The organism is Streptomyces mabaensis (genome assembly GCF_053763515.1).
Genome location: NZ_JBSOPZ010000023.1, coordinates 1 through 25,020 on the forward strand (window position 1 = coordinate 1; position 25,020 = coordinate 25,020).

Genomic DNA, 25,020 nt, shown 5'->3' on the forward strand with positions numbered 1-25,020 from the left:
GTTGACTTTTGGCACGCTGTTGAGTTCTCAAGGAACGGACGCTTCCTTTGGTCCCTTTTCATCGGGCCCTCCGGGCGCTTCCCTTCGTGTTTTCCAGCTTACCAGATCATTTCCGTTCCGTTTCCGGTTCGGATTCTGTTTCCGGTGGCCGCTGGAGTGGCCTTTTGCCTTTCGGCGTGTTCACTACGTTAGCGGATTTCCCTTGCTGCTCATAATCGAGCCGGTGAGTCCGAATTCAGGCATGCCGAATTCATCCCCGCCAGGGTGAATCGTAGGTAGTGGTTGGCCGCTTCGGGTTGCCTCTGGTCCGGCCCTGGGGCCGTACCGACAGCAGTGCCCGTTTCAAGCGGCTCGGGCTACGTTAGGCGTCCTCGGGGGCAGAGTCAAGTTGCCCTGCGCCTCGGGGCGTGTGCGCGGTACGGACTGACTGTCGGGTCGTCAGAAAGCCAGAACCGCCAGGGGTGGTGGGCACCGTCGCCGCCCACTCCCGTGCGAGGGCCGTTCCTCACCAGGTCAGGGCCTACCGGGGTGCCCTGGAGTACGGACAGCGGGGCATCGGGGCCGGCGCAGACGTCCGCGCCGTCGAGGGTGCGGTCCACGCCGAGGGCCGTCGCGAGCCGGGCCGGGCCTTTGGCCAGTTCCTTGTCATTACGGGCCGAAAGCCGACGTTTGCGCGCCAGCTCGTGGCCGGCCGTCACCTCGCCGGCCCTCAGCAGTACACCGCTCGCCGTGCCCTCGGGGCCGCACACCATGTTCAGGCAGTGCCACATGCCGTACGTGAAGTAGACGTACGCGTGGCCGGGGGGACCGAACATCACCGCGTTGCGCGGGGTCCTGCCGCGGAACGCGTGGGAGCCGGGGTCGCCAGGGCCGTCGTACGCCTCCACCTCGGTGATGCGGAGTTCGATCGAGCCGTCGGGCGTCCTGCGCACCAGGGTGCGGCCGAGGAGATCGGGGGCGACGGCAAGGACCGGCCGGTCGAAGAAGTCGTGCGTGAGGGGCGTACGGTCGGGGCTCGCGATCATCCGTACGAGCGTACTGGAACCGGTGCGTACGGGTAGGTGGTCACGGGTCGCCCCGGCTTGCCAGGGTGACGGGGGCGGAACCAGGTAGGTCGGTTCCGCGTTTGTAGAGGTCAGGATCGAGTGATGGGGAGAGACGCATGGGCTTCAAGAGGCTGCTCGCGAGCATGGGTGCCGGTGGCGCGTCGGTGGAGACGGTGCTGACCGAGGTCAATGTCGTACCCGGCGGTGTCGTCCAGGGTGAGGTACGGATCCAGGGCGGGTCCGTGGACCAGCAGATCGAGGGGCTCTCCGTCGGTCTGCAGGCGCGCGTCGAGGTCGAGGGCGGTGACCAGGAGGTCAAGCAGGACATCGAGTTCGTCAAGCAGCGTCTCGGCGGAGCCGTCGAGGTGAAGGCGGGCGCGGTGCACGTCGTGCCGTTCGGGTTGGAGATCCCCTGGGAGACGCCGGTCACGAGCCTGGCCGGACACCAGCTGCCCGGGATGAACATCGGGGTCACGACCGAGCTGGAGATCGCGCGTGCGGTCGACGCCGGTGACCTGGACCCGATCAACGTGCATCCGCTGCCGGCGCAGCAGGCGATTCTGGACGCCTTCGGGCAGCTGGGCTTCCGGTTCAGGAGTGCGGACATGGAGCGGGGGCACATCCGCGGTACGCGTCAGCGGCTCCCCTTCTACCAGGAGATCGAGTTCGTGCCGCCGCAGCAGTACCGGGGGCTGAACCAGGTCGAGCTCACCTTCATCGCCGACCACAGCGAGATGGACGTCGTACTGGAGATGGACAAGAAGCCGGGGCTCTTCTCCGAGGGCAGCGACTCCTACCGGGCTTTCAAGGTCGGGCTGAACTCCTACCAGGACACCGACTGGGCCGCCTACCTCAACCAATGGCTCGCCGCTGTCGGTGGCAAGCGGAACTGGGCCTAGAGCCTAGGCTCCCGTCCGTAGCCACTCTCGCGATCAGGAGGTTCCGTCGTGACCGAGCTCAACAGGCCGCCGCTCCCCCATGACTTCCACCCGCCAGTGCAGTCGTTCCATCTCGTGAGCGGGGATGTCACCCCGGGGAGCGACCTGGACGAGGCGCAGGCGAAGTCGGGCGGGAACGTCTCGCCGCAGCTGCGGTGGGAGGGGGCACCGGCCGGGACGAAGAGTTTCGCCGTGACCTGCTTCGACCCCGACGCACCGACGGGCAGCGGGTTCTGGCACTGGGTGCTCTTCGACCTCCCCGCTTCCGTCACCGAACTGCCCGCGGGCGCGGGGAGCGGGAAGTTCGAGGGGCTGCCGGCCGGCGCGGTGCATGCGCGGAACGACTACGGGTCGAAGGACTTCGGCGGGGCCGCTCCGCCGCCCGGCGAGCGGCACCGCTACGTGTTCACCGTCTACGCGGTGGACCAGGCGAAGCTGGGCCCGGACGAGGACACCTCGCCCGCGGCCGTCGGTTTCAATCTGCGGTTCCACACGCTCGCGCGAGCGCAGCTGATCGGTGAGTACGAGTCGCCCGCGGGTAGCTGAACGTTCGTCGGTTGTTTGCCCTGCCCTGGTCTTGGAGAGATCAGGGCAGGGCAATTTTTATGCCGGGGGTCGGTGACGGCCCTGGGGAGGCACAGATATTGCGTTGTCCATCTCGGCGCGCCCGGCCAGAGTTGATCCAAGCCCAAGCCCGCCAACAGGGGTGGGGCCGGCACACGGGAGGTGGGCGATATGCGGGACACGCTGGTACTGAACGCGAGCTTCGAGCCGCTGTCGACGGTGACACTCAACCGCGCGGTGGTGCTTGTCCTGCAGGACAAGGCCGTGGTCGAGCAGGCCCACCCCGGACTCCGTATGCGCGGCGCCGCCGTCGATCTTCCGGTGCCCCGGGTGATCCGGCTCTGCCGGTACGTGCGGGTGCCGTTTCGAAGACAGGCTCCGTGGTCGAGGCGGGGCGTGCTGGTACGGGACCAGCACCGGTGCGCGTACTGCGGGAGGCGGGCGTCGACGGTGGACCACGTGGTACCGCGGGCTCAGGGGGGTCAGGACACCTGGCTGAACACCGTTGCTTCGTGCGCAGAGGACAATCACCGCAAAGCGGACCGTACTCCGGAGCAGGCCGGCATGCCGCTGCTCCGGAGGCCGTTCGTCCCCACGCCCGCCGACGCGATGCTGCTGGCGCTGGGCGCGGGTGACCGGGAGGCCCTGCCGGAGTGGCTCGCGCAGTCGGCGTAGGACTTGAGAGATGTGGGCGTGTGGGTGAGGCCCGCCTCCGAGACGGAGGCGGGCCTCGTCGTTCTCGGCTCAGCACGCGGCGGCTCAGCGCGCGTCAGCTCAGCACGAGCTGGACGATCGCGATGATGCCGACCACGACGATCACCGCGCGGAGGGCCGGCGGCGGCAGGCGGCGCCCGACCTTGGCGCCCAGCTGGCCGCCCAAGGCGGAGCCGACGGCGATCAGCAGGACGGCGGTCCAGTCGAACTCGGCGACGAAGAGGAAGAAGACGGCGGCGACGCCGTTGACGATCGCGCCGAGGACGTTCTTGACGGCGTTGATCCGCTGGAGGTCGTCGCGGAGCAGCAGGCCCATCAGGGACAGGTAGAGGACGCCCTGGGCGGCGCCGAAGTAGCCGCCGTACGCGCTGGAGAACAGCAGGCCGGTGAGGAGGACGGGGCCGCCGTCGGGGTGGGTGTCGGTCTCGTTGCGCTCGCGGCGGCGCTGGATCGCCCTGGAGAGCCGGGGCTGTGCGATGACGAGGACCAGGGCGAGGGCGATCAGGACGGGGACGATCGCGTCGAAGGCGTCCGAGGGGAGGGCGAGCAGCAGGATCGCGCCGGCGAGGCCGCCGATGAGGGCGGTGATGCCGAGGCGGAGTACGCGGCGGCCCTGGCCGCGCAGTTCCTTGCGGTAGCCGATGGCGCCGCTGATGGCGCCGGGCACCAGGCCCAGGGAGTTGGAGACGTTGGCGGTGATCGGCGGCAGGCCGGTGGCGAGCAGTACCGGGAAGGTGATCAGGGTTCCCGAGCCGACGATGGTGTTGATGGTGCCGGCGCAGATGCCGGCCACGAACACCGCGAGTGATTCCCAGATGGACAACGCCATCTCCTTCACGTCAGTGAGATGCCTCCCCGCCGAAGGTCGAGGGGCCTCACTGATCATGCAGGAAGGGGCCGCCCGTCAGTCGATGGGGGGCTGTTCGCGGCGCTCGGTGCCGGTGGCCTGACGGCCGATCGTACCGCCGCTGTTTCCGCCGTTGCCGCCGCTGTTGCCGCCGTTTCCGACGCCGCCCAGGGGGCCGAAGTTGCCCATGGCCCCGCTCAGTCCCTTGAGCGCGTCGCCGATCTCGCTGGGCACGATCCAGAGCTTGTTGGCGTCGCCCTCGGCGATCTTCGGGAGCATCTGGAGGTACTGGTAGGCGAGGAGCTTCTGGTCGGCGTCGCCGGCGTGGATGGATTCGAAGACCGTACGGATGGCCTGGGCCTCGCCCTCCGCGCGCAGGGCGGCGGCCTTGGCCTCACCCTCGGCCCGGAGGATCGCCGACTGCTTCTCGCCCTCCGCGGTGAGGATGGCCGACTGCCGGATGCCTTCCGCGGTGAGGATCGCGGCGCGCTTGTCGCGGTCGGCGCGCATCTGCTTCTCCATCGAGTCCTGGATGGAGGTGGGCGGCTCGATCGCCTTGAGCTCGACGCGGTTGACGCGGATGCCCCACTTGCCGGTCGCCTCGTCGAGGACGCCGCGCAGAGCCGCGTTGATCTCCTCGCGGGAGGTGAGGGTCCGCTCCAGGTCCATGCCGCCGATGATGTTGCGGAGCGTGGTGACGGTCAGCTGCTCGATCGCCTGGATGTAGCTGGCGACCTCGTAGGTCGCGGCGCGGGCGTCGGTCACCTGGTAGTAGATGACCGTGTCGATATTGACCACCAGGTTGTCCTGGGTGATCACCGGCTGGGGCGGGAAGGGCACGACCTGTTCGCGCAGGTCGATCCGGTTGCGGATCGAGTCGATGAACGGGACGACGATGTTCAGGCCCGCGTTGAGGGTGCGGGTGTAGCGCCCGAAGCGCTCGACGATGGCGGCGCTGGCCTGCGGGATGACCTGGATCGTCTTGATCAGGGCGATGAAGACCAGCACCACCAGAATGATCAGGACGATGATGATCGGCTGCATCGTGTTTGCCCGTGCCCTTCATGCTTCGAGAGAGTGAGCCCAGAAGCCCAAGATCGAGTTTCGCAGAACTCGGGCCGTGCTGTGGGGCGTTCGGTCACATGACGACTGCGGTCGCTCCGTCGATCTCGACGACATCGACCTGTTGGCCCGGTTCGAAGCTGCGGTCCGTGTCGAGGGAGCGGGCGGACCAGACCTCGCCGGCGAGCTTGATGCGGCCGCCGCTGCCGTCGACCCGTTCCAGGACGACGGCGGATCTGCCCTTCAACGCGTCGACACCGCTGGCGTGTTGGGGGCGCTGCGCCCGGTGCCGGTTGGCGATCGGGCGTACGAAGGCGATCAGCGCGACCGACACCGCCACGAAGACGAGCACTTGGGTCACGATGCCCGTGCCGAGGGCGGCGACGACCGCGGCGGCTGTCGCACCGGCGGAGAACATGCCGAACTCGGGCATCGCCGTGAGCACGAGCGGAATGCCCAGCCCGACCGCCGCGATCAGCCACCACACCCACGCGTCGATTTCCACATGGTCATGTTAGGTGCGGGGGTCCCCGTCGGGACAGAGGGCGAGTTGAGGTCGTCCCGGTCAGGTCGGTTCGCCGGGTCAGCCGGGTCAGCCGGGTCAGCCGGGTCAGCCGGGTCAGCCGAGAGGGAGTCCCTGGGCGGTCCAGCGGTCACCGTTCTGCTCCACGACGAGGGGCAGGCCGAAGCAGCGGGAGAGATTGCGTGAGGTCAGTTCGAGTTCGAGCGGTCCGGCGGCGACGACCTTGCCCTGACGGATCATCAGGACGTGGGTGAAGCCGGGGGCGATCTCCTCGACGTGGTGCGTGACCATGACCATCGACGGGGCGTACGGGTCGCGGGCCAGTCGGCCGAGGCGGCGGACCAGGTCCTCGCGGCCGCCGAGGTCGAGGCCGGCGGCCGGCTCGTCGAGCAGCAGGAGTTCGGGGTCGGTCATCAGCGCGCGGGCGATGAGGGTGCGCTTGCGCTCGCCCTCGGAGAGCGTCCCGAACTTCCGGTCGAGGTAGTCCGACATGCCGAGGCGGTCGAGGAACGCGCGGGCGCGCTGCTCGTCGACGTCCTCGTAGCTCTCCTGCCAGGTGGCGGTCATGCCGTACGCGGCGGTGAGGACCGTCTGCAGGACGGTCTGCTGCTTCGGCAGTTTGTCGGCCATGGCGATGCCGGCCATGCCGATGCGCGGGCGCAGCTCGAAGACGTCGACCTTGCCGAGCCGGTCGCCGAGGACGGTGGCGCTGCCGGTGGACGGGAAGAGGTAGCTGGACGCGACATTGAGCAGGGTGGTCTTGCCGGCGCCGTTGGGGCCGAGGATCACCCAGCGCTCCCCCTCCTTGACCGACCAGGAGACCTGGTCCACCAGAGCCCGGCCCTCGCGGACCACGGATACGTCCACCAGCTCCAGTACATCGCTCATGAGCGCGTTGTCTCCCATTGCAGTCTCGGATGTCGCGTGCGCGTGTGGGCGCAGCCCCCAGGGAAAACCTACGCCACTGTCCGGACGGGCCGGTCCTTAGGTCGGTGCTTAGTCCTTGGGTCGGTGCTTAGGTGACTGCCCCGGTCCGCTCCCGCGCGAGTCCTTAGGGTGGGTGCATGCTCTCGGAACCACGTTCAGGACGATTGGCCGCATGGGGAAATGCCCTGTTGGCCGGATCTGTGTCGCCGGATGACGCCGCGCTCTCCATCGTCGGGGAGGACGCCGTGCACCGGGTCGAAGGGCTCCCGGGTGAGTCCGGACCGGTCGGGCTCACGCTCGCGCTGGGGCGGCTGCGGGCGCTGGGGGTGACCGGCCTGCGGCTGGCACTGCCGGCGCCGGGGCATCCGCTGGGGCTCAGCGGGCCGCCCGAGTTCAACGCGCGTGCGCTGGAGGCGGAGGAGGCGGTCGTCGCGGTGGGCGCGGCGGTCGGACTCGTACCGGAGGTGTACGAGGTGGGGCCCGAGGGCGATCTGCATGTGGAGGTCGTCTGGCACTGCCTGCCGGTACGGGAGGCGCCGCCGGCCGATGTGCCCTCGCTCGGGGAGGCGGAGCGGGAGCTCGCGGAGGCGCTGCGGGATGCGACGGAGGGACTGACGAGGCTCGACGTGGCCGGGTCGGGACCGGTGGCGGAGGCGGCGATCGACGCGTACCGGGCGCGGGCGCGCGGGTCCTCCGGCCGGGAGGTGCTGGCTCCGGGGTATCCGCCGCGGGCGGTGCGGGTGTTGGAGCTCGCGCAGCGGGTGGGGCTGCTGATCTCGGTGGCGTACGAGAGCGGGCACGGCGGGGCGGTGAGCGCGGCGGAGATGGCGGCGCGGGCGGAGACGCTGCGTCCGGTGGAGCGGGTGGCGCGGCGGGCGCAGGTGGCGGCGTACAACGCGTATGTGGAGGAGGCGGGGCGGGGGTGCTGACGCGGTTCCGCAGTGCGGTTGCGCGGTGCGGGCCGGTGGTTGTTCCCCGCGCTGCGCGCGGGGGCTTGCCCACCCCGCCCGCCCGTTCGGCGGGAGTGAAGAGGTGGGCGTTTCCCGTGGGTGGCCGCCGCCGTCGGCGGCTGCGGGCCCTTGGCTCCGCCACGGCTCACTGCGGGACCGTGGGTGCGCTGCCGCGCTGCGCATTTTGCGGACGGCTCCGGCCCCCGGCTCTTGGGCTGGGGGCCGGTGGCCTGGTGGGGGTGGAGTCAGTGGTTGACGCCCGTGTTGCCGAAGGCCGGGTTGAGCAGGCCCACCACGTTCACGGAGTTGCCCACGACGTTCACCGGCACGTGGACCGGGACCTGTACCAGGTTGCCGGAGGCGACGCCGGGCGAGTGGGTCGCGTGGCCGTGGGCGTGCGCGCCGCCGTCGGTGGCGGAGGCGGCACCGGCGCCCGCGGCGACGAGACCGCCCGCGATCATGGTGAGGGCAGCGGCCTTCTTGAGGTTCTTCACTTCTTGGGTCCTCCTGGTTGATCGCTGCGGCCGGCCGCCGCAGCACGCCATGGAGAACGGCCGGGAGCCGATCAGGATGCGCCGTGTGGGGGACATACACCCGACAGTATGAATCTTCGCCTGGAGGGAACCGCTCCGCTTCAGCCCGCCACCCCGTGGCGTACCGCCCACAGCGCCGCCTGCGTGCGGTCGGACAGGTCCAGTTTCATCAGGATGTTCGAGACGTGGGTCTTGACGGTCTTCTCGGACAGGACCAGCGCGCGGGCGATCTCCCGGTTGGAGCGGCCGTCGGCGATCAGGCCGAGGACCTCCCTTTCCCGCTCGGTGAGGGTGGTCCCCCGGCCCGTGCCGCCGGCGCTCTCCTCCTGGGCCAGCAGTGCGTCCGCCACCTCCGGCTGGAGCAGGACATGGCCCGCGTGGACCGACCGGATCGCGCCGGCCAGGGCGTCCGGGTCGACGTCCTTGTAGACGTATCCCGCGGCACCCGCGCGCAGGGCGGGGACCACGGTGCGCTGCTCGGTGAAGCTGGTCACGATGAGCACCCGTGCCGGGTTCGCCAGCTCGCGCAGCTTGCGCAGCGCCTCGATGCCGTCGGTGCCGGGCATCTTGATGTCCATGAGGACGACGTCCGGACGCAGCTCCTCCGCCCGGGCGATGCCTTCGGCGCCGTCGGAGGCCTCGCCCACGACCTCGATGTCGTCCTGCACCTCCAGGAAGGTGCGCAGTCCGCGGCGGACCACCTGGTGGTCGTCCACCAGCAGCACACGGATGGTCTTCTCAGCCACCGGGGACCTCCATCTCGATCGTGGTGCCCTTGCCGGGCTCCGATTCCACCCTGAGGCTGCCGCCCACGCCGCTCGCCCGGTCCCGCATCGAGACCAGACCCAGGTGGCGGCCGGCCCGTCGTACGGTCCTCGGGTCGAAGCCCTGCCCGTCGTCGGAGATACGCAGGAGCGCGCCGTGGTCGCGGCGACTGAGGGTGACCTCGACCCTGCCCGCTCCGGAGTGCCGGAGCGCGTTGTGCAGTGCCTCCTGGGAGACCCGGAGCAGCGCTTCCTCCTGGGAGGCGGGCAGCGCGCGTATCCCGGCGCTGTCGAAGGTGACGCGGGCGGTGTGGGCACGGTCGAGGACCTGGATCTGGGTACGGAGCGTGGCGACCAGGCCGTCCTCGTCGAGGGCGGCGGGGCGCAGCTCGACCACGGCGGCGCGCAGTTCGTCGGCGGCCTCGGCGGCCAGCGCCGCCACCTGGTGGAGCTCGCCCTTGGCGCGGGCGGGGTCCCGGTCGACCAGCGCGGCGGCCGCCTGGGCGGTCAGGCGCAGAGAGAAGAGTTTCTGGCTCACCGCGTCGTGCAGCTCGTGGGCCAGGCGGGAACGTTCCTCCGCGATGGTCAGCTCGCGGCTGCGCTCGTACAGCCGGGCGTTGGTCAGGGCGATGGCCGCGTGCTGGGCGAGGATGCCGAGCAGGTCCTCGTCGTCCTGGGTGAAGCCGCAGCCGCCGGCCGGTTTGGGACAGCGCTTGTTGGCGAGAAACAGCGCGCCCATGACCTCGTCCCCGTCCCGGATGGGCAGGCCGAGGAAGTCGGACATGTCGGGGTGTGCGGCCGGCCAGCCCTCGAAGCGCGGGTCCTTGCGTACGTCCGCGAGGCGCTCGGGGGTGGCGTCGTGCAGCATCGCCGCGAGGATGCCGTGCTGGCGGGGCAGCGGGCCGATGGCCTTCCACTGCTCGTCGCTGACGCCGTCCACCACGAACTGGGCGAAGCCGCCGTGGTCGTCGGGCACGCCGAGGGCGGCGTACTCGGCGTCCAGCAGTTCGCGCGCCGAGGCGACGATCGTCTTGAGGACGTCGCGCACCTCGAGATGCCGGCTCATGGCGAGCAGTGCGGTGCTCACCGCGGACAGCCCGGAGCGGGGGCGATGGCTCATGCGATCACCGTACCGGCGGTTGCGGCCTGCCCGTATCGGCTCGGTGGCGTACACCTCCTGGGCCGCAAGACCTAGGGCGAAGGGCCTTGGCACGGTGCGGCCGACGGCTGAGGCGGCGGGCGCCGGGCGTTCCTACGTTGGGGCTGACAAGGCGTAGGAGTCGACGAGGGGCGGATGTCATGGCTGTGGCGATCATTACGGGGGCCTCCCGGGGGCTGGGACGCGCCCTCGCGGCGGCGCTGGCCGGCCGGGGCTGGGATCTGGTGCTGGACGCGAGGACGGCCGGGCCGCTGGCGGAGGCCGCGCGGGAGCTGGAGAAGTACGGGACGCGGGTGGTGGCCCTCGCCGGGGATGTGACGGCCGGCACACACCGTGCGGAGCTGGTGGCGGCCGCGCGGGAGTTCGGCGGGGTGGATCTGCTGGTCAACAACGCCGGGATCCTGGGCGCCGAGCCGCTGGTGCCGCTGGAGCGCCATCCGCTCGACGGGTTCCGGGCGGCGCTGGAGGCCAACGTGGTGGCTCCGCTGGGCCTGCTTCAGGAGGCGTTGCCGCTGCTGCGCGAGGCGCCGGGCGGGGCGGTGGTCAATGTGAGCTCGGACGCCGGGGTGGAGGCGTACGCGACATGGGGTGCGTACGGCGCCACGAAGGCGGCCGTGGACCAGCTGTCGGCCGTGCTGGCAGTGGAGGAGCCGGGGCTGCGGGTGTGGTGGGTCGATCCGGGCGGGATGCGTACGGACATGCTGGCCGCGGCGGAACCGGACGAGGATCCGGCGGGGGTGCCACTGCCCGAGGAGGTGGCGCCCGCGTTCCTGCGGCTGCTGGACGAGCGGCCGCCCAGCGGGCGGTACACGGCGCCGGCCCTGCTGGTGGCGGGGGCGGCACGGTGAAGCTGCCGGTGTTTGAGGCGTTGCGGGTGCCCGAGACGTTGTCGGCCCGGGTGCCCGTGGAACAGCGCGGGCCGGGTCTGGGGCGGGACGCGGTGCGGCTGCTGGTCTCGCGCGGGACGGAGGTGTCGCACCACACGTTCCGGGATCTGCCGGGGCAGCTGCGGGCGGGTGACGTGCTGGTGGTGAACACGTCTGCCACACTGCCCGCCGCGGTCAACGCACGGCTGGGCGGCCGGCGCCTGGTGGTGCACTTCTCCACGCGGGCGGACGACGGGCGCTGGGCGGTGGAGCTGCGCGAGCCGGACGGCCGGGGCACCACGGGACCGCGCGCCGGGGGCCCGGTGGGGGCGGTGGTGCGGCTGCCGGGGGGCGCGCATCTCGTACTGGAGGAGCCGCTGGCCCCCGGGGCGCCTGGCCCGGCGGGGGCGGGGGAAGGGTCGCGGCTGTGGTGGGCCAGGGTGTCCGCCGCGGATGCGCCGGCGGGCTCGGCCGAGGCGCCGGGGTCCCCCGGTACCGCGTCCGCCGCGGACGTGCCGGCGCTGCTGCACCGGTACGGGCGGCCGATCCGGTACGCCTACACCGAGCGCGACCAGCCGCTGGCCGCGTATCAGACGGTGTTCGCCCGCCCCTCCCCCGACGGCGCCGCCTCGGCCGAGATGCCGAGCGCCGCGCGGCCCTTCACCGCGGAGCTGGTCGCGGAGCTGGTGAGCCGGGGGGTGCAGTTCGCTCCGCTCACCCTGCACACGGGCGTGGCGTCCACGGAGGCGCACGAACCGCCGTACCCGGAGCGTTTCGAGGTGCCGGCCGCCACCGCGTGGCTGGTCAACGCGGCGCGGGCCGGTGGCGGCCGGGTGGTCGCGGTGGGAACGACCGCGGTGCGGGCGCTGGAGTCGGCGACGGGGTCGGACGGGGTGGTGCGGGCGGCGGGCGGCTGGACGGATCTGGTGATCACGCCGGGGCGCGGGGTCCGTGCGGTGGACGGGCTGCTGACCGGTCTGCACGAGCCGGAGGCGTCACATCTGCTGATGCTCGAGGCGATCGCCGGCCGGGCGGCCGTGTGCCGCAGTTATGCCGAGGCCGTACGCCGTCTCTACCTCTGGCACGAGTTCGGCGACGTCCACCTCATCCTCCCGGAATCCGGGCCTTCCGAGGCACTCACAGCATGAATTGCTGATGCAACTCTCGGTGAGGCGACGGGTCGCGCGATGTGAGCCCGCGCATAGGACGCAGGTCACTTACGAAGGTGCCTAGTGGAGAGATAAAGGCGATGTGAGCGGTGTGAGAGTGGGTGATCCGGACTTTTCGGGAGCCCCCGATCCACTAAGCGGGATCGTACGTCACACCTTTGCCACAGAATTTTGCCGCCGCTAAGAATGGCTGCCGTCGCACAGCGCCGCGGATTCGAACCCGCGGCGTTTACCTGCGGCCCCCGCTATTCGAAGAGGTTGTTTCTGCTATGTCCGTGTTCCGCACTTCCGGCCACAGTCGCCTGACCAAGAAGCACAAGCTGTCGATCGGTGGCGTCGCCGCCGTCAGCGCCGCCGCCCTCGGTTTCACGCTCGTCCCGGCGTCGGCGTCCTCCGCCCACACGGAGCCCGCCGCCCTGAGCGCCGCCGCCGCCCCGGTGGCGTGGACCTCGGCCAAGCACAGCCTGCAGGCCGAGACCGTGCACAAGAACCTGACCAAGCAGCACGTTGCCGCGAACCTGCAGGCGAAGGCCGCGAAGGCCGCCGCCGACAAGGCCGCCGCGCAGGCCAAGGCCAAGGCCGCCGCCACGGCGAAGGCGAAGGCCGCGGCTGCCGCGAAGGCTCAGGCGAAGGCTCAGGCCAAGGCGAAGGCCGAGGCCGCCGCGAAGAAGCGCGCCACGCAGCTGGCCGCCAGCCGCGCCGCCGCCCGCAAGCCGGTCTACGCCAACAACCTCGACGGCTGGATCCGCGAGGCCATGAGCATCATGAAGAAGGAAGGCATCCCCGGTTCGTACGAGGGGATCAAGCGCAACATCCTCCGCGAGTCCAGCGGTAACCCGCGCGCCATCAACAACTGGGACATCAACGCCATCAACGGCGTCCCCTCCAAGGGCCTGCTCCAGGTGATCCAGCCCACCTTCGACGCCTACCACGTCAAGGGCACCAAGAAGGACCTGTACGACCCGGTCGCCAACATCGTCGCCGCCTGCAACTACGCGGCCGACCGCTACGGCTCCATGGACAACGTGAACGGCGCCTACTGAGCCGACACAGAGGCCGGCGCGCGAACCGGACACCTTGAAGAACGGCAGAAGGGCGGCACCCCGTACGGGGGTGCCGCCCTTCGGGCATGTGCGGGCCGGACGCGGCCGGCCCCGCCCCTGCTCCGCTACTTGCGCATCACCTCGGGCTCGTGGCGGCGCAGCAGGCGCGCCACCGCGAAGCCGCAGGCGATGCCGATCAGCAGCAGGATCGTCATGTTGAGCCCCCACTGCCCGGCGGTGTGCTCCCAGAGCGGGTCCAGGTTGCCGGGGTTCTTCTGGTCCCACGGCGGCATCAGGTGCGCGAGGTCGAGCGTCGCGCCGGTGGCGGCGATGGCCCAGCGGGACGGCATCAGCCAGGCGAACTGCTCCAGGCCGGGCGAGTCGTACACCTGGAAGAGGATGCCGGTGAAGACGACCTGCACGATGGCGAACATGACGAGCAGCGGCATGGTCTTCTCGGCGGTCTTCACCAGCGAGGAGATCACCAGGCCGAACATCATCGAGGTGAAGCCGAGCGCGATGACGCCCAGGCAGAGCTCGACGGCCGGCGGCATGATCAGGCCCTCTTCGGGCAGCTCGCGGGTGGCGAAGCCGATGCCGCAGATGATGACGCCCTGGAGGGCGGTGATCAGGCCGAGGACGATCACCTTGGACATCAGGTACGCCGAGCGGGACAGGCCGGTGGCCCGCTCCCGTTCGTAGATGACCCGTTCCTTGATCAGTTCACGTACGGAGTTGGCGGCGCCGGAGAAGCACATGCCGACCGCCAGGATCAGCATGATCGTGCCGGCGTCACCGTTGAACCGGGACGGCGGCGTGGGCGGCGCCAGGCCGAAGTCGGCCGGGATGACGACACTCACCACACCGAGGACGGCGGGCAGGATCACCATCAGGCCCATGAAGCCCTTGTCGGACGCGATCACCGACACGTAGCGGCGGATCAGCGTGGACAGCTGGGAGCCCCAGCCCTGCGGCTTCGGCGGGCGCATCTGCTGCGGCGACGGCATGTGTACGGACTGCGGGGCGACGGCGTCGATGTCCGCGGCGTACATCTGGTAGTGCTGCGAGCCCTTCCAGCGGCCCGCCCAGTCGTAGTCGCGGTAGTTCTCGAAGGCCGAGAAGACGTCGGCCCACGTCGTGTAGCCGAAGAAGTTGAGCGCCTCCTCCGGCGGGCCGAAGTACGCGACCGAACCGCCCGGCGCCATCACCAGGAGCTTGTCGCAGATGGCGAGCTCGGCGACGGAGTGGGTGACCACCAGGACCGTACGGCCGTCGTCCGCGAGGCCGCGCAGCAGCTGCATGACGTCGCGGTCCATGCCCGGGTCGAGGCCGGAGGTCGGCTCGTCCAGGAAGATCAGCGACGGCTTGGTGAGCAGCTCCAGGGCCACGGACACGCGCTTGCGCTGACCACCCGAGAGCGAGGTGATCTTCTTGTCCTTGTGGATGTCGAGCTTGAGCTCGCGCAGCACCTCGTCGATACGGGCGGCACGCTCGGCCTCGGCGGTGTCACCGGGGAAGCGGAGCTTGGCCGCGTACTTCAGGGCGGTGCGGACGGTCAGCTCCTTGTGCAGGATGTCGTCCTGCGGAACCAGACCGATGCGCTGGCGCAGCTCGGCGAACTGCTTGTACAGGTTGCGGTTGTCGTAGAGGACATCGCCCTGGTTGGCGGGGCGGTAGCCGGTGAGCGCCTTCAGCAGCGTCGACTTGCCCGAGCCGGACGGGCCGATGACCGCGATCAGCGACTTCTCCGGGACGCCGAACGAGACGTCCTTGAGGATCTGCTTGCCGCCGTCGACCGTCACCGTCAGGTGGCGTGCGGAGAAGGAGACCTCACCGGTGTCGACGAACTCCTCGAGCCGGTCGCCGACAAGGCGGAAGGTCGAGTGGCCGACGCCCACGATGTCGTTGGGGCCGAGCAGCGCGGAGCCGGCCTTGGCGAGCGGCTGCCCGTTGACGTAGGTGCCGTTGTGGCTGCCGAGGTCGTGGATCTCGAAGCGGCCGTCGGGCGTCGCGCGGAACTCGGCGTGGTGGCGCGAGACCTGGAGGTCGGAGACGACCAGCTCGTTCTCGAGCGCACGGCCGATGCGCATCACCCGGCCGAGGGCCAGCTGGTGAAACGTGGTGGGGCTGCGGTCTCCGTACACCGGTGGGGCCCCCGCGGCACCGCCGGGTCCGGGGGTCTTCTGGGCGTACTGGTCGGCGGGGCCCTGCTGGTGCGGGACCTGCGCCTGCTGCTGAGGCGTCTGCTGCCAGCCGCCCTGCTGCGGGGTCTGGGGGTGCGGGGCCTGTGCCTGGCCCTGTCCCGCCCAGCCGTGGTGGGGTGTGTGCTGGGCCTGCTGGCCCTGTTGGGGCACCGCGCCCTGCGCGCTGGGCACGGCGGCGCCCGCCGCGCTGCCGGACAGGCTCAGTCGCGGCCCGTCGGTGGCGTTGCCGAGGTGGACGGCCGAGCCGGGGCCGATCTCCATCTGGTGGATCCGCTGGCCCTGCACATAGGTGCCGTTGGTGCTGCCGTGGTCCTCGATCACCCAGCCCCGGCCGCTCCAGCTGATGGTGGCGTGCCGCCAGGAGACCCTGGCGTCGTCGATCACCATGTCGCCCTGCGGATCACGTCCGAGGGTGTACGACCTGGACGGGTCGAGCGTCCAGGTTCTTCCGTTCAATTCCAGTACGAGTTCCGGCACTCCATGCCCCACTAGTTGTCCCCCGAGGTACCCCCATCAGAGGGAGTCTAGGGATGGCGAACATCGTGGGGAACTATTTCAGGCCCGGTCCCCAAACTGAAAGTCGGGCCGCGTGAAGACTGCGTACCGGGCGCCGTTGACTCCACCGAAACACGCCCGGAGAGTAGTAAGCGCCCATGAGTGCGTACGGATCATGCGCGAATGCGGCTAACCGGGGCATACCCAGCAGAGATCCGGGGGGTCCTCATGGGGGCGATGCGAAGTACGGGCGGCGCGCGGTGGGGTGACGCGGTCGTCGCAGCGGTCGCCGCAGTGAGCTGGGCGCTGATCGCGATGGCCGGCACGGCCGCGCTCGGGCTGCATCTGCTCGGCGCGGACGCGGCGGGATCGCTGGGCCCGATGACCGCGGCCGTGGTGGCGCTGGCAGTTGGCGGTTCGGTCAGCCCGTCGGGCGATGTGTCGGCCTTCGGCCTCGACGGGGCGCAGGCGCGTACGGCCATCGATGTGGCGCCGCTGGGGGTGGGGCTGGCCGGGGCGCTGGTGCTCGCGCTCATCTTCCTGAGGTCCTTGCGGGGAGCGGGGGTTGCCATCTCCGGGGGCGAACTCGTCGCGCGGGTGGTGGCGGTGGCCGTGGTGTTCGTCGCCATGGTGGGCGGGCTCGCGTGGGTGGGTCATGACGTCGTCACGATCGACGGCGACGCGCTTGGGCAGCCAGGGCTGCCTGGGCTGCCAGAACTGCCGGACGGAGTCGGGGACATCGGAGGCATCGACATCGGAGGTCTGCTGCCCGACCGGCTCGGCGATCTCGCGCGGGCCGAGGCGTCGGTGGGCTTCACCGTCAACGCCGGGCCCTCGCTGGCCGGTGGGGCCGGCTGGGTGCTCGGCGTGCTCGTCGTCGCGTTGCTCGCCTCCCGTCGCGCGCCGCTGCCGCGCGGCTGGGACGTACTGCACCGGGTGGTGCGGCCGGCGGTGTCGGCGCTGGTGAGTGTGCTGCTGGTGGCGGTCCTGGCGGGGCTGGCGGCCGCCGCGTACGCCGCGTACGCCGCCGTCGGCGGCGACCAACCGGCGCGGATCGCGGGCGTCGCGCTGCTCGGCGCCCCGAACGGGGCGTGGCTCGCGATCCCGCTCGGGCTCTTCGTGCCGTGGGAGGGCGCGGCCACCGGTGAGCTCGCGAAGCTGCTGCCCGATCCGCTGGGCGAGCTGCTGCGGGTCTCGGCGGAGGAGCCGGTGACGGTGGGCCGGCTCGCCGAGCTGGACGGCCGGGTATGGCTGCTCGCCGTCGCGACGGCGCTGCTGATGCTGTACGCGGGCGTGCTGACGGCCGTACGTACGCCCCGGCCGCCGGGGCTGGGCGCGACCCGGTTCGCGGGGTGGTGCGCGCTGCGGCTCGGCGTGGCCGCTGCGCTCGCGCTGCCGCTGCTGGTGTGGCTGACGGGGGTGTCCGCCGATGCCTCGCTCTCGGTGCTCGGCGTCGACGCGTTCGGTGCGGGGATCGCACTGCACGGGAACGCGGGGGTGGCGGCGCTGCTCGGTGCGGTGTGGGGCGCGGGGGCGGGTGGGGTGGGGGCGGTGCTCGCGTGCGCGTCGGGGGTGGCGGGGGCGCGGGCGGTGGCGGCCCGGGGGGATGGCGGCCGTACGTACCCGGACCTGGCGTACCTGCCGGGGCCGTACAGGCCGTCGCCCGGGTACGGTCCGGTCGAGACGAACCCGTACCGGCGGCCGGCGGAGGAGTGGTACAGCGCACCGACGGTGTCGGGCCCGCCGCCGCCTCCGCCGCCGCCTCCGGGTGATGGCCCACCCCCGCCGGGTACGCCCCGCGGGCGCTGACCGGGGGCCGGGGGCGTTGTGGTGCCGGGGGCCGGGGCCTCCGGGAGTGGCGTCCGGGACTGTACGATTTACGGCGCGTTCAGCGGGGGTGAATCCGGTGCCCAGGGCCCTGCGCCACAAATCGCACTTCTACGTCCCGGACACCACTCCCTCCGACCCCGACCCCCTCCGCCGTCCCACCCGCCCGGCTCGTTGAGGCCCGCCGCCGGGCCGCCGCCCGCCCCTGGCCCCGCGGGAGGGGGCGGGACGTGCAGGGGTGCTGTTCTGGACGTAGAAGTGCGATTTGTGGCGCGGACCGCTGGAGCACTTCTCGCCGCCGCCGAGGCGCCGTAAATCGTACAGTCCAGAACGGCACCCCGGAGCGGCCCGCCCCCGGCACCCCGCCCCCGGGCGCGCAAACCGGCACCCGAACCCCGCGACCCGCCAGAGAGCCCCGCACCCCGCCCCCGGGCGCGAGAAGGCAACCGGTACCCCGCGACCGCCAGGGAGCCCCGTCCGGTGGGCGGGACGGGGGGACCGCCCGCCGGTGGGGACCTATACGGTGGGAGCACCATGAGCGCATCGCAGACCTCCGAGTTCCCCACTCTCCTCGTCAAGATCTTCGGCAAGGACCGTCCCGGGATCACCGCCGGACTGTTCGAGACCCTCGCCGCCTACTCCGTCGATGTCATCGACATCGAGCAGGTCGTCACCCGCGGCCGCATCGTGCTGTGCGCGCTCGTCACCCGGCCCGCCGCCGGCGGCACCACCGAGGGCGAGCTCCGCGCCACCGTGCACAGCTGGGCCGAGTCGCTCAAGCTGCAGGCCGAGATCATCTCCGGCATGGGTGACAACCGGCCGCGCGGCAGTGGGCGTTCGCATGTCACCGTGCTCGGGCACCCGCTCACCGCGGAATCGACCGCCGCGATCGCCGCCCGTATCACCGCCACCGGCGGCAACATCGACCGTATCTTCCGGCTCGCGAAGTATCCCGTCACCGCCGTCGAGTTCGCGGTGTCCGGTGCGGAGACCGAGCCGCTCAGGACCGCCCTGGCCACCGAGGCCGCCGAGATCGGCGTCGATGTCGCGGTCGTCTCGGCCGGACTGCACCGCCGGGCCCAGCGGCTGGTGGTCATGGACGTGGACTCGACCCTGATCCAGGACGAGGTGATCGAGCTCTTCGCCGCGCACGCGGGCTGCGAGGACAAGGTCGCCGAGGTCACCGCGCAGGCGATGCGCGGTGAGCTGGACTTCGAGCAGTCGCTGCACGCGCGCGTGGCCCTGCTGGCCGGCCTGGACGCGTCGGTGGTGGACAAGGTCCGGGCCGAGGTACGGCTCACCCCCGGCGCCCGCACCCTGATCCGTACGCTCAAGCGGCTCGGTTACCAAGTCGGCGTCGTGTCGGGTGGGTTCACCCAGGTCACGGATGATCTGAAGGAGCGGCTGGGGCTGGACTTCGCCTCGGCGAACACCCTGGAGATCGTCGACGGGACACTGACCGGACGCGTCATAGGCGACGTCGTGGACCGCGCGGGCAAGGCCCGGCTGCTGCGCAGTTTCGCCGCTGAGGCGGGGGTCCCGCTGGCACAGACCGTGGCCATCGGCGACGGGGCGAACGACCTGGACATGCTCAACGCGGCCGGTCTCGGCGTGGCCTTCAACGCCAAGCCGGTGGTACGCGAGGCCGCCCACACGGCGGTGAACGTGCCCTTCCTCGACGCCGTCCTCTATCTGCTGGGCATCACTCGCGAAGAGGTCGAGGCCGCGGACGTGGAGTAGAGGCTTTGGGCCCCCGGTATACCCGGGGGCCCGAAGGATCAGGGGAGTTACTCGTGCGGGGCCCAGTACTCCAGCAGCGTGCCGACCCCGTGTTCCACCGTCTTCCAGGAGCCCTCGAAGCCGACGACGGCGAGCGCCGCGGTCGGGAAGCCGCCCCGGCTCATCCGGGCCAGCGCATCGCCCTCCGCCCGGCCGGTGAGGGCGTCGGCGAGGGCATGCATACCGGGGTTGTGGCCGATGACGAGCAGGTCGCTTACTTCGTCCGGGGTCTCGTTGAGCAGCGCGATGAGCTCGCCCAGGGACGCCTCGTACAGCCGCTCCTCGTACACGGTCTTGGGCCGGTGCGGCAGTTCCTGGACGGCGAGCTTCCAGGTCTCGCGGGTCCGGGCGGCGGTCGAGCAGAGGGCCAGGTCGAAGGTGATGCCGGTCTCGGCCAGCCGGAGGCCGGCGGCGGGGGCGTCCTTGCGGCCGCGCTCCGCGAGTGGCCGCTCATGGTCGGACACCTGGGGCCAGTCGGCTTTCGCATGCCTGAGGAGGACGATCCTGCGGGGTGTATCGACGCTCATGCATTCCAGCTTCGCATGAATCGAGCCATGGGGCGCAGGGTGTTGGAAGGCTCGGTCCGGCTACTTCGCCAGGGTCTGCTGGATGCGCTCCAGCAGTTCCGCGACGCCCGGTTCGCCGCCCGCGGCGTGCGCCTCGCCCGGTCCCACGATGAGCAGGAGCAGTACGGCGAAGGCGATCGCGGGCAGCAGGACGGCCCACCACGGCAGCCGCGCCTCGACGCCGCCCCTGGCCGGGGCGATGGACCGGGTCTGCGTACGGGCCGACATGGCCGCCTCCGTGGGTCTTCGGTTCGTGTACCTCGAACCTACGGATCCGCGGGGGGCGTTCCCATCCGGTGATCCACCCACTCGACCCTGAGCCTGGCCCCCTAGGGGATGGTGGGGCCAGCCCCACCCCGGCGCTTGCGCGACGTCAGGGCGAGGCGATGGACGCGATGATTCCGATGATCACGCCGATGGCCAGCATCGTGCCGAACACGAGCAGCAGCTTCTTCTGGCCGTTCTGGGGGTGGGGGTCGAGCACAGGCATACGGTCAGTCTCGCATGCCGCATTCGTCCTCGATCGTGCGGTCCCGGCCCGCCAGCAGGCCGACCACGATCTGCGGCACCATCAGGCCCGCCATCAGCGCGATGGGCAGGTCCCAGCCGCCGCTGTGCTGGTAGAGCGCCCCGATGACCAGCGGTCCGGGGATGGAGATCAGGTAGCCGGTGCTCTGCGCGAAGGCGGACAGCCGGACCACTCCCGGCCCGGACCGGGCCCGCATTCCGATCATGGTGATGGCGAGCGGGAAGGCGCAGTTGGAGACGCCAAGGAGGAGTGCCCACACCCACGCGCCGGCCGCGGGGGCGAAGTAGAGGCCGGCGTAGCCGCTGAGACCGAAGACGCCGAGGGCGACGACGAGCAGACCCTGGTTCTTCATCCGGCCGGCCAGCCTCGGGATGACGAAGGCGAGCGGGACACCCATCACCATGGTCACGGCGAGCAGCACACCGGCGGTGCCCGCGGAGACTCCGGCGTCGCGGAAGATCTGCGGCATCCAGCCCATGGTGATGTACGCGGCGGTGGCCTGGAGGCCGAAGAAGCAGGCCAGCGCCCACGCGGTGCGGCTGCGGGTGATGCGTACGGCAGGGGCGTCCGGGTGCGGGGCGGCGCTCGCGCCGGCCGCCGCGGAGCGGCGCTCACGGGCCACCGGCAGCCAGACCAGTACGGCGAGGGCGGCGAGCACGGCCCACACGGCGAGGCCGGTACGCCAACTGCCGCCCAGGGCCTTGGTCATGGGCACGGTCGCGGCGGCCGCAAGGGAGGTGCCGAGGGCCAGTGCCATGGAGTAGAGGCCGGTCATGGTGCCGACGCGGTCGGGGAACCAGCGCTTGATGACGACCGGCATCAGGACGTTGCTGAGCGCGATGCCCGCCAGCGCCAGGGCGCTGGCGGCCAGGAAGGCCGCCGTGCCGCCGGCGAAGGGACGGATCACCAGGCCCGCGGCGATGGCCGCCATACCGGCGCAGAGGATCGCCGCGGGTCCGAACCGGCGGGCGAGCCGGGGTGCGGTGATCCCGAAGACGGCGAAGCAGAGCGGCGGTACAGAGGTGAGGAGTCCGGCGACGGTGCCGCTCATGCCGAGCCCGGCGCGGGTCTCCTCCAGGAGCGCGCCGAGGCTGGTGATGGCGGGACGGAGGTTGAGGGCCGCGAGGACGATGCCGACGAGGAGCAGCGGGGCGAGCCAGCCGGGAGACACGGGGGCGGCGGCCGGGGCCGAACGGGTGTCGGTGCGGGTCGCTGTCGCGGGGTTCAGGGTCTGGATGTCGTCGTCGGGCATGGAATCATCATAGAATCATGGGATGATTGGTTGTCCAATCCACGAAGGAGCACCATGGCACTGTCCTCTCCCCGGCGTTCCGCGCTCTCCGATCAGGTGATCGCCGAGCTGCGCAACCAGATCACCTCGGGCGAGTGGCCGGTCGGTTCGCGCATCCCCACCGAACCGGAGCTGGTGGAGCAGCTGGGGGTCGCGCGCAACACCGTCCGCGAGGCGGTGCGCGCGCTCGCGCACAACGGACTGCTGGACATCCGTCAGGGCTCGGGCACGTATGTGATCGCGACGAGCGAGCTGGCCGGGGTGATGCACCGGCGGTTCGCCGGGGCGGATCCGCGCCACATCGCCGAACTGCGCTCCACGCTGGAGTCGTCGGCGGCCCGGCTGGCGGCCCAGCGGCGTACCGAGAAGGACCTGAAGCAGCTGGACGCGCTGCTCGCGCGCCGCGAGGAGGCGTGGGCGACGGGTGACGCGGAGCTGTTCGTGGCGGCGGACGCGTCGCTGCACATGGCGGTGGTCGCCGCCTCGCACAACGAGGTGCTGACCGAGCTCTATGCCGACCTGGGCGACCTGATGCGCGACTGGCTGCGGGAGGACGTGGGTCCGCATCTGCGCCCGGAGGACCATATGGACCACTCGCGACTGGTGGAGGCGATCCGGCGCGGCGACGCGGAGACGGCCGCCACCGAGGCGGCCGGCTATCCGTTCATGTGCCTGGCGGTCACCGAGGGGGCTGGTGGCTGATCCAGACCGCGCGGACCTCCTTCCAGCAGCGGTTGGACAGTTCGGCGTAGCCGGCCGGGTCGATGGCCACGGGCGCGCTGTCCCCGTCGATGTCCCACCAGCGGTCGCATTCGACGTGCAGCCGGACGAGGTCGGTCTCGGGGTAGGGGTTGTGGCAGAAGGCGGTGACGCGCGAGCCGTCGATCGCCGTACGGCATTCGGCGCCGAAGCGGGCGGGGGCCGGGGCGGGGGCGGGACCGGGCGGCTCGGCGTCCGTGGTCGCGGTGGCCCGCGCGAGGGTAGCCGGGACCAGGAGACCGGACAGGGCGAGTGACGTCAGCAGCAGGGATACCGCTCGGCTCCGCCTCGGGCGCACACCCGCACCTCCTCCCCGCAGGAACGCCGGGAATGTCCCGGTTCGATCAGTCTGCAAGGGTTCGCCGGTCTTTTCGACTCGGGAAGCGCTCGGGAGCGAAAGCGGAGCGGCCGCGCACCCCGGTGCGCGGCCGCTCTGTTATGTGCGAGTGGGTGGCTAGGCGCCCATCATGTGTACGCCGCCGTCGACGTGGACGATCTCGCCCGTCGTCTTGGGGAACCAGTCCGAGAGCAGCGCCACGACTCCGCGTCCGGTCGGCTCCGGGTCGGCCATGTCCCACTCCAGCGGGGAGCGGTGGTTCCACACGTCCGCGAGCTCCGTGAAGCCCGGGATCGACTTGGCCGCCATGGAGCTGATCGGGCCCGCCGAGACCAGGTTGCAGCGGATGTTCTGCTTGCCCAGGTCGCGGGCGAGGTAGCGGGAGGTGGCCTCCAGCGCGGCCTTGGCCGGGCCCATCCAGTCGTACTGCGGCCACGCGAACTGCGCGTCGAAGGTCAGGCCGACCACCGCGCCGCCCTCCTGCATCAGCGGCAGGCAGGCCATCGTGAGCGACTTCAGCGAGAACGCCGAGACGTGCATCGCCGTCGAGACGGACTCGAACGGCGTGTTGAGGAAGTTGCCGCCGAGCGCGTCCTGCGGAGCGAAGCCGATGGAGTGGACGACGCCGTCCAGGCCGCCGAGCTCCTCACGGACCATGTCCGCCAGCCGGTTCAGGTGCTCGTCGTTGGTGACGTCCAGCTCGATGACCTTGGCCGGCTTGGGCAGCTTCCGGGCGATGCGCTCGGTCAGTGTGGGCCGGGGGAACGCGGTCAGGATGACTTCGGCACCCTGCTCCTGCGCCAGCCTGGCGGTGTGGAAGGCGATGGAGGACTCCATCAGCACACCTGTGATCAAGATGCGCTTGCCGTCGAGAATTCCGCTCATGGCGATCAGTGACCCATGCCCAATCCGCCGTCAACGGGAATGACGGCTCCGGTGATGTACGAGGCGTCGTCGGAGGCGAGGAACCGCACCGCGGCGGCGATCTCCTCCGGCTGCGCGTAACGGCCGAGCGGCACGCCGGCGACGATGCCCGCGCGCTGCTCGTCGGTGAGCACCTTCGTCATGTCGGTGTCGACAAAGCCGGGTGCGACGACGTTGAAGGTGATGTTGCGCGAGCCGAGCTCACGGGCGAGGGAGCGCGCGAAACCGATCAGACCCGCCTTGGACGCGGCGTAGTTCGCCTGGCCCGGCGAGCCCAGCAGGCCGACCACGGAGGAGATCAGGACGACGCGGCCCTTCTTCGCCCGCAGCATGCCCCGGTTGGCCCGCTTGACGACCCGGAAGGTGCCGGTGAGGTTGGTGTCCAGAACCGAGGTGAAGTCCTCCTCGGACATCCGCATCAGCAACTGGTCCTTGGTGACGCCGGCGTTCGCGACCAGCACCTCCACCGGACCGTGCTTCTCCTCGATCTCCTTGTAGGCCTGCTCCACCTGTTCGGCGTCGGTGATGTCGCACTTGACGGCGAGGCAGCCCAGTTGAATGAGGGCCTCCGGGGGCTCACCCGACCGGTACGTGATCGCGACCTTGTCGCCGGCGTCGGCGAAAGCGCGGGCGATGGCGAGGCCGATGCCCCGGTTACCTCCGGTGACGAGAACCGAGCGGCTCAACGGATCACCCTTTCGATAGCAGTCTCGTTCCCGGGAAATCTATCGGTCCTGTCCTGGTTGAGGAGAATCCACCCCTGACAGCGCCGCACGACGGTCACTGTCGGATCCCTACAGTTTCGCCGGTGCGTCAGTCCGCCATACCGGGCGCGAATGCAGCCAGTCCGACCTCGCGGGCCGCGTCGAGCATCCGCTTGTCGTAGGTGATCAAGGAATCGAGAGCCTCACCGATGGCCAGCGCACTCGCCACGTGGATGGCGTCCAGAGAACGCAGGGCCGCAGGAACTCTGGTCGCCAGATCCCGGACCTCCTCGGTGAGGAGGATCTCGGTGACCATGGTGTCCAGATCCGCCAGAGCGCTTGGAAACGAGCCGACCTTGTCGAGCTGACGGACCGTCTCCACGACGCCGATGGTGCTGGTGGCCATGGGCAGTCCGGGCCGGGCCGTGAGGAAGCTCCGCAGTGCAGTGGCGTTGGGGCGGCCGGTCAGCAGGGTCAGCAGAGCCGAGGAATCCATGTAG

The 25,020-nt window shown here is 70.9% G+C and carries 27 protein-coding genes; 10 read left to right on the top strand and 17 right to left on the bottom strand.

Going from position 1 to position 25,020, the window contains the following annotated elements; all coding sequences use genetic code 11:
- Positions 1 to 383 precede the first annotated feature (383 nt).
- The gene (locus ACWV17_RS20865; protein WP_455360939.1) at positions 384 to 1,025 is read right to left on the bottom strand and encodes a DNA-3-methyladenine glycosylase; all 642 of its coding nucleotides are present in this window, start codon (positions 1,023 to 1,025) and stop codon (positions 384 to 386) included.
- A gap of 137 nt (positions 1,026 to 1,162) precedes the next feature.
- Here ACWV17_RS20865 and ACWV17_RS20870 point away from each other — a divergent pair, with 137 nt between their 5' ends.
- From ACWV17_RS20870 to ACWV17_RS20880, 3 genes are all read left to right on the top strand, one after another.
- Positions 1,163 to 1,945, top strand: coding sequence for a sporulation protein (locus tag ACWV17_RS20870; protein ID WP_455357423.1), 783 nt, complete (start codon positions 1,163 to 1,165; stop codon positions 1,943 to 1,945).
- Between the two features lie 48 nt (positions 1,946 to 1,993).
- Positions 1,994 to 2,530 carry a YbhB/YbcL family Raf kinase inhibitor-like protein gene (locus ACWV17_RS20875; protein WP_455360940.1) on the top strand — a complete coding sequence of 179 codons (537 nt, stop codon included), beginning with the start codon at positions 1,994 to 1,996 and terminating at the stop codon, positions 2,528 to 2,530.
- A gap of 189 nt (positions 2,531 to 2,719) precedes the next feature.
- Positions 2,720 to 3,223, top strand: a complete 504-nt coding sequence (locus ACWV17_RS20880; protein ID WP_455357425.1) for an HNH endonuclease — start codon at positions 2,720 to 2,722, stop codon at positions 3,221 to 3,223.
- 94 nt (positions 3,224 to 3,317) lie between these two features.
- Here ACWV17_RS20880 and ACWV17_RS20885 read toward each other — a convergent pair whose 3' ends face one another.
- The 4 genes from ACWV17_RS20885 to ACWV17_RS20900 form a co-directional block, all read right to left on the bottom strand.
- Positions 3,318 to 4,091, bottom strand: coding sequence for a sulfite exporter TauE/SafE family protein (locus ACWV17_RS20885; protein WP_455360941.1), 774 nt, complete (start codon positions 4,089 to 4,091; stop codon positions 3,318 to 3,320).
- 75 nt (positions 4,092 to 4,166) lie between these two features.
- A complete protein-coding gene (locus ACWV17_RS20890) occupies positions 4,167 to 5,153 on the bottom strand; it encodes an SPFH domain-containing protein (protein WP_455360942.1) in 987 nt (328 codons plus the stop codon).
- A gap of 94 nt (positions 5,154 to 5,247) precedes the next feature.
- The gene (locus ACWV17_RS20895) at positions 5,248 to 5,676 is read right to left on the bottom strand and encodes an NfeD family protein (RefSeq protein WP_455357428.1); all 429 of its coding nucleotides are present in this window, start codon (positions 5,674 to 5,676) and stop codon (positions 5,248 to 5,250) included.
- 114 nt (positions 5,677 to 5,790) lie between these two features.
- Positions 5,791 to 6,582 (bottom strand): ABC transporter ATP-binding protein, encoded by a 792-nt coding sequence (locus ACWV17_RS20900; RefSeq protein ID WP_455360943.1) that lies wholly within the window; start codon positions 6,580 to 6,582, stop codon positions 5,791 to 5,793.
- A gap of 176 nt (positions 6,583 to 6,758) precedes the next feature.
- Here ACWV17_RS20900 and ACWV17_RS20905 point away from each other — a divergent pair, with 176 nt between their 5' ends.
- Positions 6,759 to 7,550 carry a hypothetical protein gene (locus ACWV17_RS20905; RefSeq protein ID WP_455360944.1) on the top strand — a complete coding sequence of 264 codons (792 nt, stop codon included), beginning with the start codon at positions 6,759 to 6,761 and terminating at the stop codon, positions 7,548 to 7,550.
- Positions 7,551 to 7,816: 266 nt separating this feature from the next.
- On the opposite strand, the gene ACWV17_RS20910 is transcribed toward ACWV17_RS20905, so the two are convergent.
- From ACWV17_RS20910 to ACWV17_RS20920, 3 genes are all read right to left on the bottom strand, one after another.
- Entirely contained in the window at positions 7,817 to 8,065 is a 249-nt protein-coding gene (locus ACWV17_RS20910) for a chaplin family protein (RefSeq protein WP_455357438.1), read from the bottom strand.
- 140 nt (positions 8,066 to 8,205) lie between these two features.
- Entirely contained in the window at positions 8,206 to 8,850 is a 645-nt protein-coding gene (locus ACWV17_RS20915; protein ID WP_455360945.1) for a response regulator, read from the bottom strand.
- Complete coding sequence (locus ACWV17_RS20920; protein ID WP_455360946.1) at positions 8,843 to 9,988, bottom strand: GAF domain-containing sensor histidine kinase; 1,146 nt, start codon at positions 9,986 to 9,988, stop codon at positions 8,843 to 8,845. Before ACWV17_RS20920 ends, ACWV17_RS20915 begins: the two co-directional genes overlap by 8 nt.
- Before the next feature lie 179 nt (positions 9,989 to 10,167).
- Between ACWV17_RS20920 and ACWV17_RS20925 the strand changes: the two genes are divergently transcribed.
- From ACWV17_RS20925 to ACWV17_RS20935, 3 genes are all read left to right on the top strand, one after another.
- A complete protein-coding gene (locus ACWV17_RS20925; RefSeq protein WP_455360947.1) occupies positions 10,168 to 10,875 on the top strand; it encodes an SDR family NAD(P)-dependent oxidoreductase in 708 nt (235 codons plus the stop codon).
- On the top strand, positions 10,872 to 12,041 hold the full coding sequence (locus ACWV17_RS20930; RefSeq protein ID WP_455360948.1) for an S-adenosylmethionine:tRNA ribosyltransferase-isomerase: 1,170 nt from the start codon (positions 10,872 to 10,874) through the stop codon (positions 12,039 to 12,041). Before ACWV17_RS20925 ends, ACWV17_RS20930 begins: the two co-directional genes overlap by 4 nt.
- A gap of 290 nt (positions 12,042 to 12,331) precedes the next feature.
- Positions 12,332 to 13,105: a transglycosylase SLT domain-containing protein gene (locus tag ACWV17_RS20935; RefSeq protein ID WP_455357435.1), complete on the top strand. Its 774-nt coding sequence runs from the start codon at positions 12,332 to 12,334 to the stop codon at positions 13,103 to 13,105.
- Between the two features lie 125 nt (positions 13,106 to 13,230).
- Here ACWV17_RS20935 and ACWV17_RS20940 read toward each other — a convergent pair whose 3' ends face one another.
- The gene (locus ACWV17_RS20940) at positions 13,231 to 15,798 is read right to left on the bottom strand and encodes an FHA domain-containing protein (RefSeq protein WP_455360949.1); all 2,568 of its coding nucleotides are present in this window, start codon (positions 15,796 to 15,798) and stop codon (positions 13,231 to 13,233) included.
- A 243-nt stretch (positions 15,799 to 16,041) separates the two neighbouring features.
- On the opposite strand from ACWV17_RS20940, the gene ACWV17_RS20945 reads away from it, so the two are divergent.
- Positions 16,042 to 17,613 carry a streptophobe family protein gene (locus tag ACWV17_RS20945; RefSeq protein WP_455360950.1) on the top strand — a complete coding sequence of 524 codons (1,572 nt, stop codon included), beginning with the start codon at positions 16,042 to 16,044 and terminating at the stop codon, positions 17,611 to 17,613.
- Positions 17,614 to 18,165: 552 nt separating this feature from the next.
- Complete coding sequence (serB, locus tag ACWV17_RS20950) at positions 18,166 to 19,371, top strand: phosphoserine phosphatase SerB (RefSeq protein WP_455360951.1); 1,206 nt, start codon at positions 18,166 to 18,168, stop codon at positions 19,369 to 19,371.
- A 47-nt stretch (positions 19,372 to 19,418) separates the two neighbouring features.
- Here the strand turns inward: serB and ACWV17_RS20955 are convergent, their stop codons facing one another.
- The 4 genes from ACWV17_RS20955 to ACWV17_RS20970 form a co-directional block, all read right to left on the bottom strand.
- Positions 19,419 to 19,937: a SixA phosphatase family protein gene (locus ACWV17_RS20955; RefSeq protein ID WP_455355779.1), complete on the bottom strand. Its 519-nt coding sequence runs from the start codon at positions 19,935 to 19,937 to the stop codon at positions 19,419 to 19,421.
- Positions 19,938 to 19,997: 60 nt separating this feature from the next.
- Entirely contained in the window at positions 19,998 to 20,204 is a 207-nt protein-coding gene (locus ACWV17_RS20960; protein ID WP_455355780.1) for a hypothetical protein, read from the bottom strand.
- Positions 20,205 to 20,349: 145 nt separating this feature from the next.
- Complete coding sequence (locus ACWV17_RS20965; protein WP_455355781.1) at positions 20,350 to 20,466, bottom strand: SGM_5486 family transporter-associated protein; 117 nt, start codon at positions 20,464 to 20,466, stop codon at positions 20,350 to 20,352.
- Positions 20,467 to 20,470: 4 nt separating this feature from the next.
- Complete coding sequence (locus tag ACWV17_RS20970) at positions 20,471 to 21,757, bottom strand: CynX/NimT family MFS transporter (RefSeq protein ID WP_455360952.1); 1,287 nt, start codon at positions 21,755 to 21,757, stop codon at positions 20,471 to 20,473.
- A gap of 54 nt (positions 21,758 to 21,811) precedes the next feature.
- On the opposite strand from ACWV17_RS20970, the gene ACWV17_RS20975 reads away from it, so the two are divergent.
- Complete coding sequence (locus ACWV17_RS20975; RefSeq protein ID WP_455360953.1) at positions 21,812 to 22,498, top strand: FadR/GntR family transcriptional regulator; 687 nt, start codon at positions 21,812 to 21,814, stop codon at positions 22,496 to 22,498.
- On the opposite strand, the gene ACWV17_RS20980 is transcribed toward ACWV17_RS20975, so the two are convergent.
- The 4 genes from ACWV17_RS20980 to ACWV17_RS20995 form a co-directional block, all read right to left on the bottom strand.
- Positions 22,476 to 22,853, bottom strand: coding sequence for a hypothetical protein (locus tag ACWV17_RS20980; protein ID WP_455355784.1), 378 nt, complete (start codon positions 22,851 to 22,853; stop codon positions 22,476 to 22,478). The two genes, ACWV17_RS20975 and ACWV17_RS20980, sit on opposite strands and share 23 nt — an antisense overlap.
- Before the next feature lie 156 nt (positions 22,854 to 23,009).
- Positions 23,010 to 23,777: an enoyl-ACP reductase FabI gene (gene fabI / locus ACWV17_RS20985; protein WP_455355785.1), complete on the bottom strand. Its 768-nt coding sequence runs from the start codon at positions 23,775 to 23,777 to the stop codon at positions 23,010 to 23,012.
- 5 nt (positions 23,778 to 23,782) lie between these two features.
- On the bottom strand, positions 23,783 to 24,502 hold the full coding sequence (gene fabG, locus ACWV17_RS20990; RefSeq protein ID WP_455360954.1) for a 3-oxoacyl-[acyl-carrier-protein] reductase: 720 nt from the start codon (positions 24,500 to 24,502) through the stop codon (positions 23,783 to 23,785).
- A gap of 127 nt (positions 24,503 to 24,629) precedes the next feature.
- Positions 24,630 to 25,016, bottom strand: coding sequence for a PIN domain-containing protein (locus ACWV17_RS20995; protein ID WP_455355787.1), 387 nt, complete (start codon positions 25,014 to 25,016; stop codon positions 24,630 to 24,632).
- Between the last annotated feature and the right edge of the window lie 4 nt (positions 25,017 to 25,020).

Coding starts and splice junctions, on each gene's coding strand:
- ACWV17_RS20865 (WP_455360939.1), bottom strand. CDS start 1,025: ATGATCGCGAGCCCCGACCGTACGCCCCTCACGCACGACTTCTTCGAC.
- ACWV17_RS20870 (WP_455357423.1), top strand. CDS start 1,163: ATGGGCTTCAAGAGGCTGCTCGCGAGCATGGGTGCCGGTGGCGCGTCG.
- ACWV17_RS20880 (WP_455357425.1), top strand. CDS start 2,720: ATGCGGGACACGCTGGTACTGAACGCGAGCTTCGAGCCGCTGTCGACG.
- ACWV17_RS20885 (WP_455360941.1), bottom strand. CDS start 4,091: ATGGCGTTGTCCATCTGGGAATCACTCGCGGTGTTCGTGGCCGGCATC.
- ACWV17_RS20890 (WP_455360942.1), bottom strand. CDS start 5,153: ATGCAGCCGATCATCATCGTCCTGATCATTCTGGTGGTGCTGGTCTTC.
- ACWV17_RS20900 (WP_455360943.1), bottom strand. CDS start 6,582: ATGAGCGATGTACTGGAGCTGGTGGACGTATCCGTGGTCCGCGAGGGC.
- ACWV17_RS20905 (WP_455360944.1), top strand. CDS start 6,759: ATGCTCTCGGAACCACGTTCAGGACGATTGGCCGCATGGGGAAATGCC.
- ACWV17_RS20920 (WP_455360946.1), bottom strand. CDS start 9,988: ATGAGCCATCGCCCCCGCTCCGGGCTGTCCGCGGTGAGCACCGCACTG.
- ACWV17_RS20925 (WP_455360947.1), top strand. CDS start 10,168: ATGGCTGTGGCGATCATTACGGGGGCCTCCCGGGGGCTGGGACGCGCC.
- ACWV17_RS20935 (WP_455357435.1), top strand. CDS start 12,332: ATGTCCGTGTTCCGCACTTCCGGCCACAGTCGCCTGACCAAGAAGCAC.
- ACWV17_RS20945 (WP_455360950.1), top strand. CDS start 16,042: ATGCGAAGTACGGGCGGCGCGCGGTGGGGTGACGCGGTCGTCGCAGCG.
- serB (WP_455360951.1), top strand. CDS start 18,166: ATGAGCGCATCGCAGACCTCCGAGTTCCCCACTCTCCTCGTCAAGATC.
- ACWV17_RS20955 (WP_455355779.1), bottom strand. CDS start 19,937: ATGAGCGTCGATACACCCCGCAGGATCGTCCTCCTCAGGCATGCGAAA.
- ACWV17_RS20960 (WP_455355780.1), bottom strand. CDS start 20,204: ATGTCGGCCCGTACGCAGACCCGGTCCATCGCCCCGGCCAGGGGCGGC.
- ACWV17_RS20965 (WP_455355781.1), bottom strand. CDS start 20,466: ATGCCTGTGCTCGACCCCCACCCCCAGAACGGCCAGAAGAAGCTGCTG.
- ACWV17_RS20970 (WP_455360952.1), bottom strand. CDS start 21,757: ATGCCCGACGACGACATCCAGACCCTGAACCCCGCGACAGCGACCCGC.
- ACWV17_RS20975 (WP_455360953.1), top strand. CDS start 21,812: ATGGCACTGTCCTCTCCCCGGCGTTCCGCGCTCTCCGATCAGGTGATC.
- fabI (WP_455355785.1), bottom strand. CDS start 23,777: ATGAGCGGAATTCTCGACGGCAAGCGCATCTTGATCACAGGTGTGCTG.
- ACWV17_RS20995 (WP_455355787.1), bottom strand. CDS start 25,016: ATGGATTCCTCGGCTCTGCTGACCCTGCTGACCGGCCGCCCCAACGCC.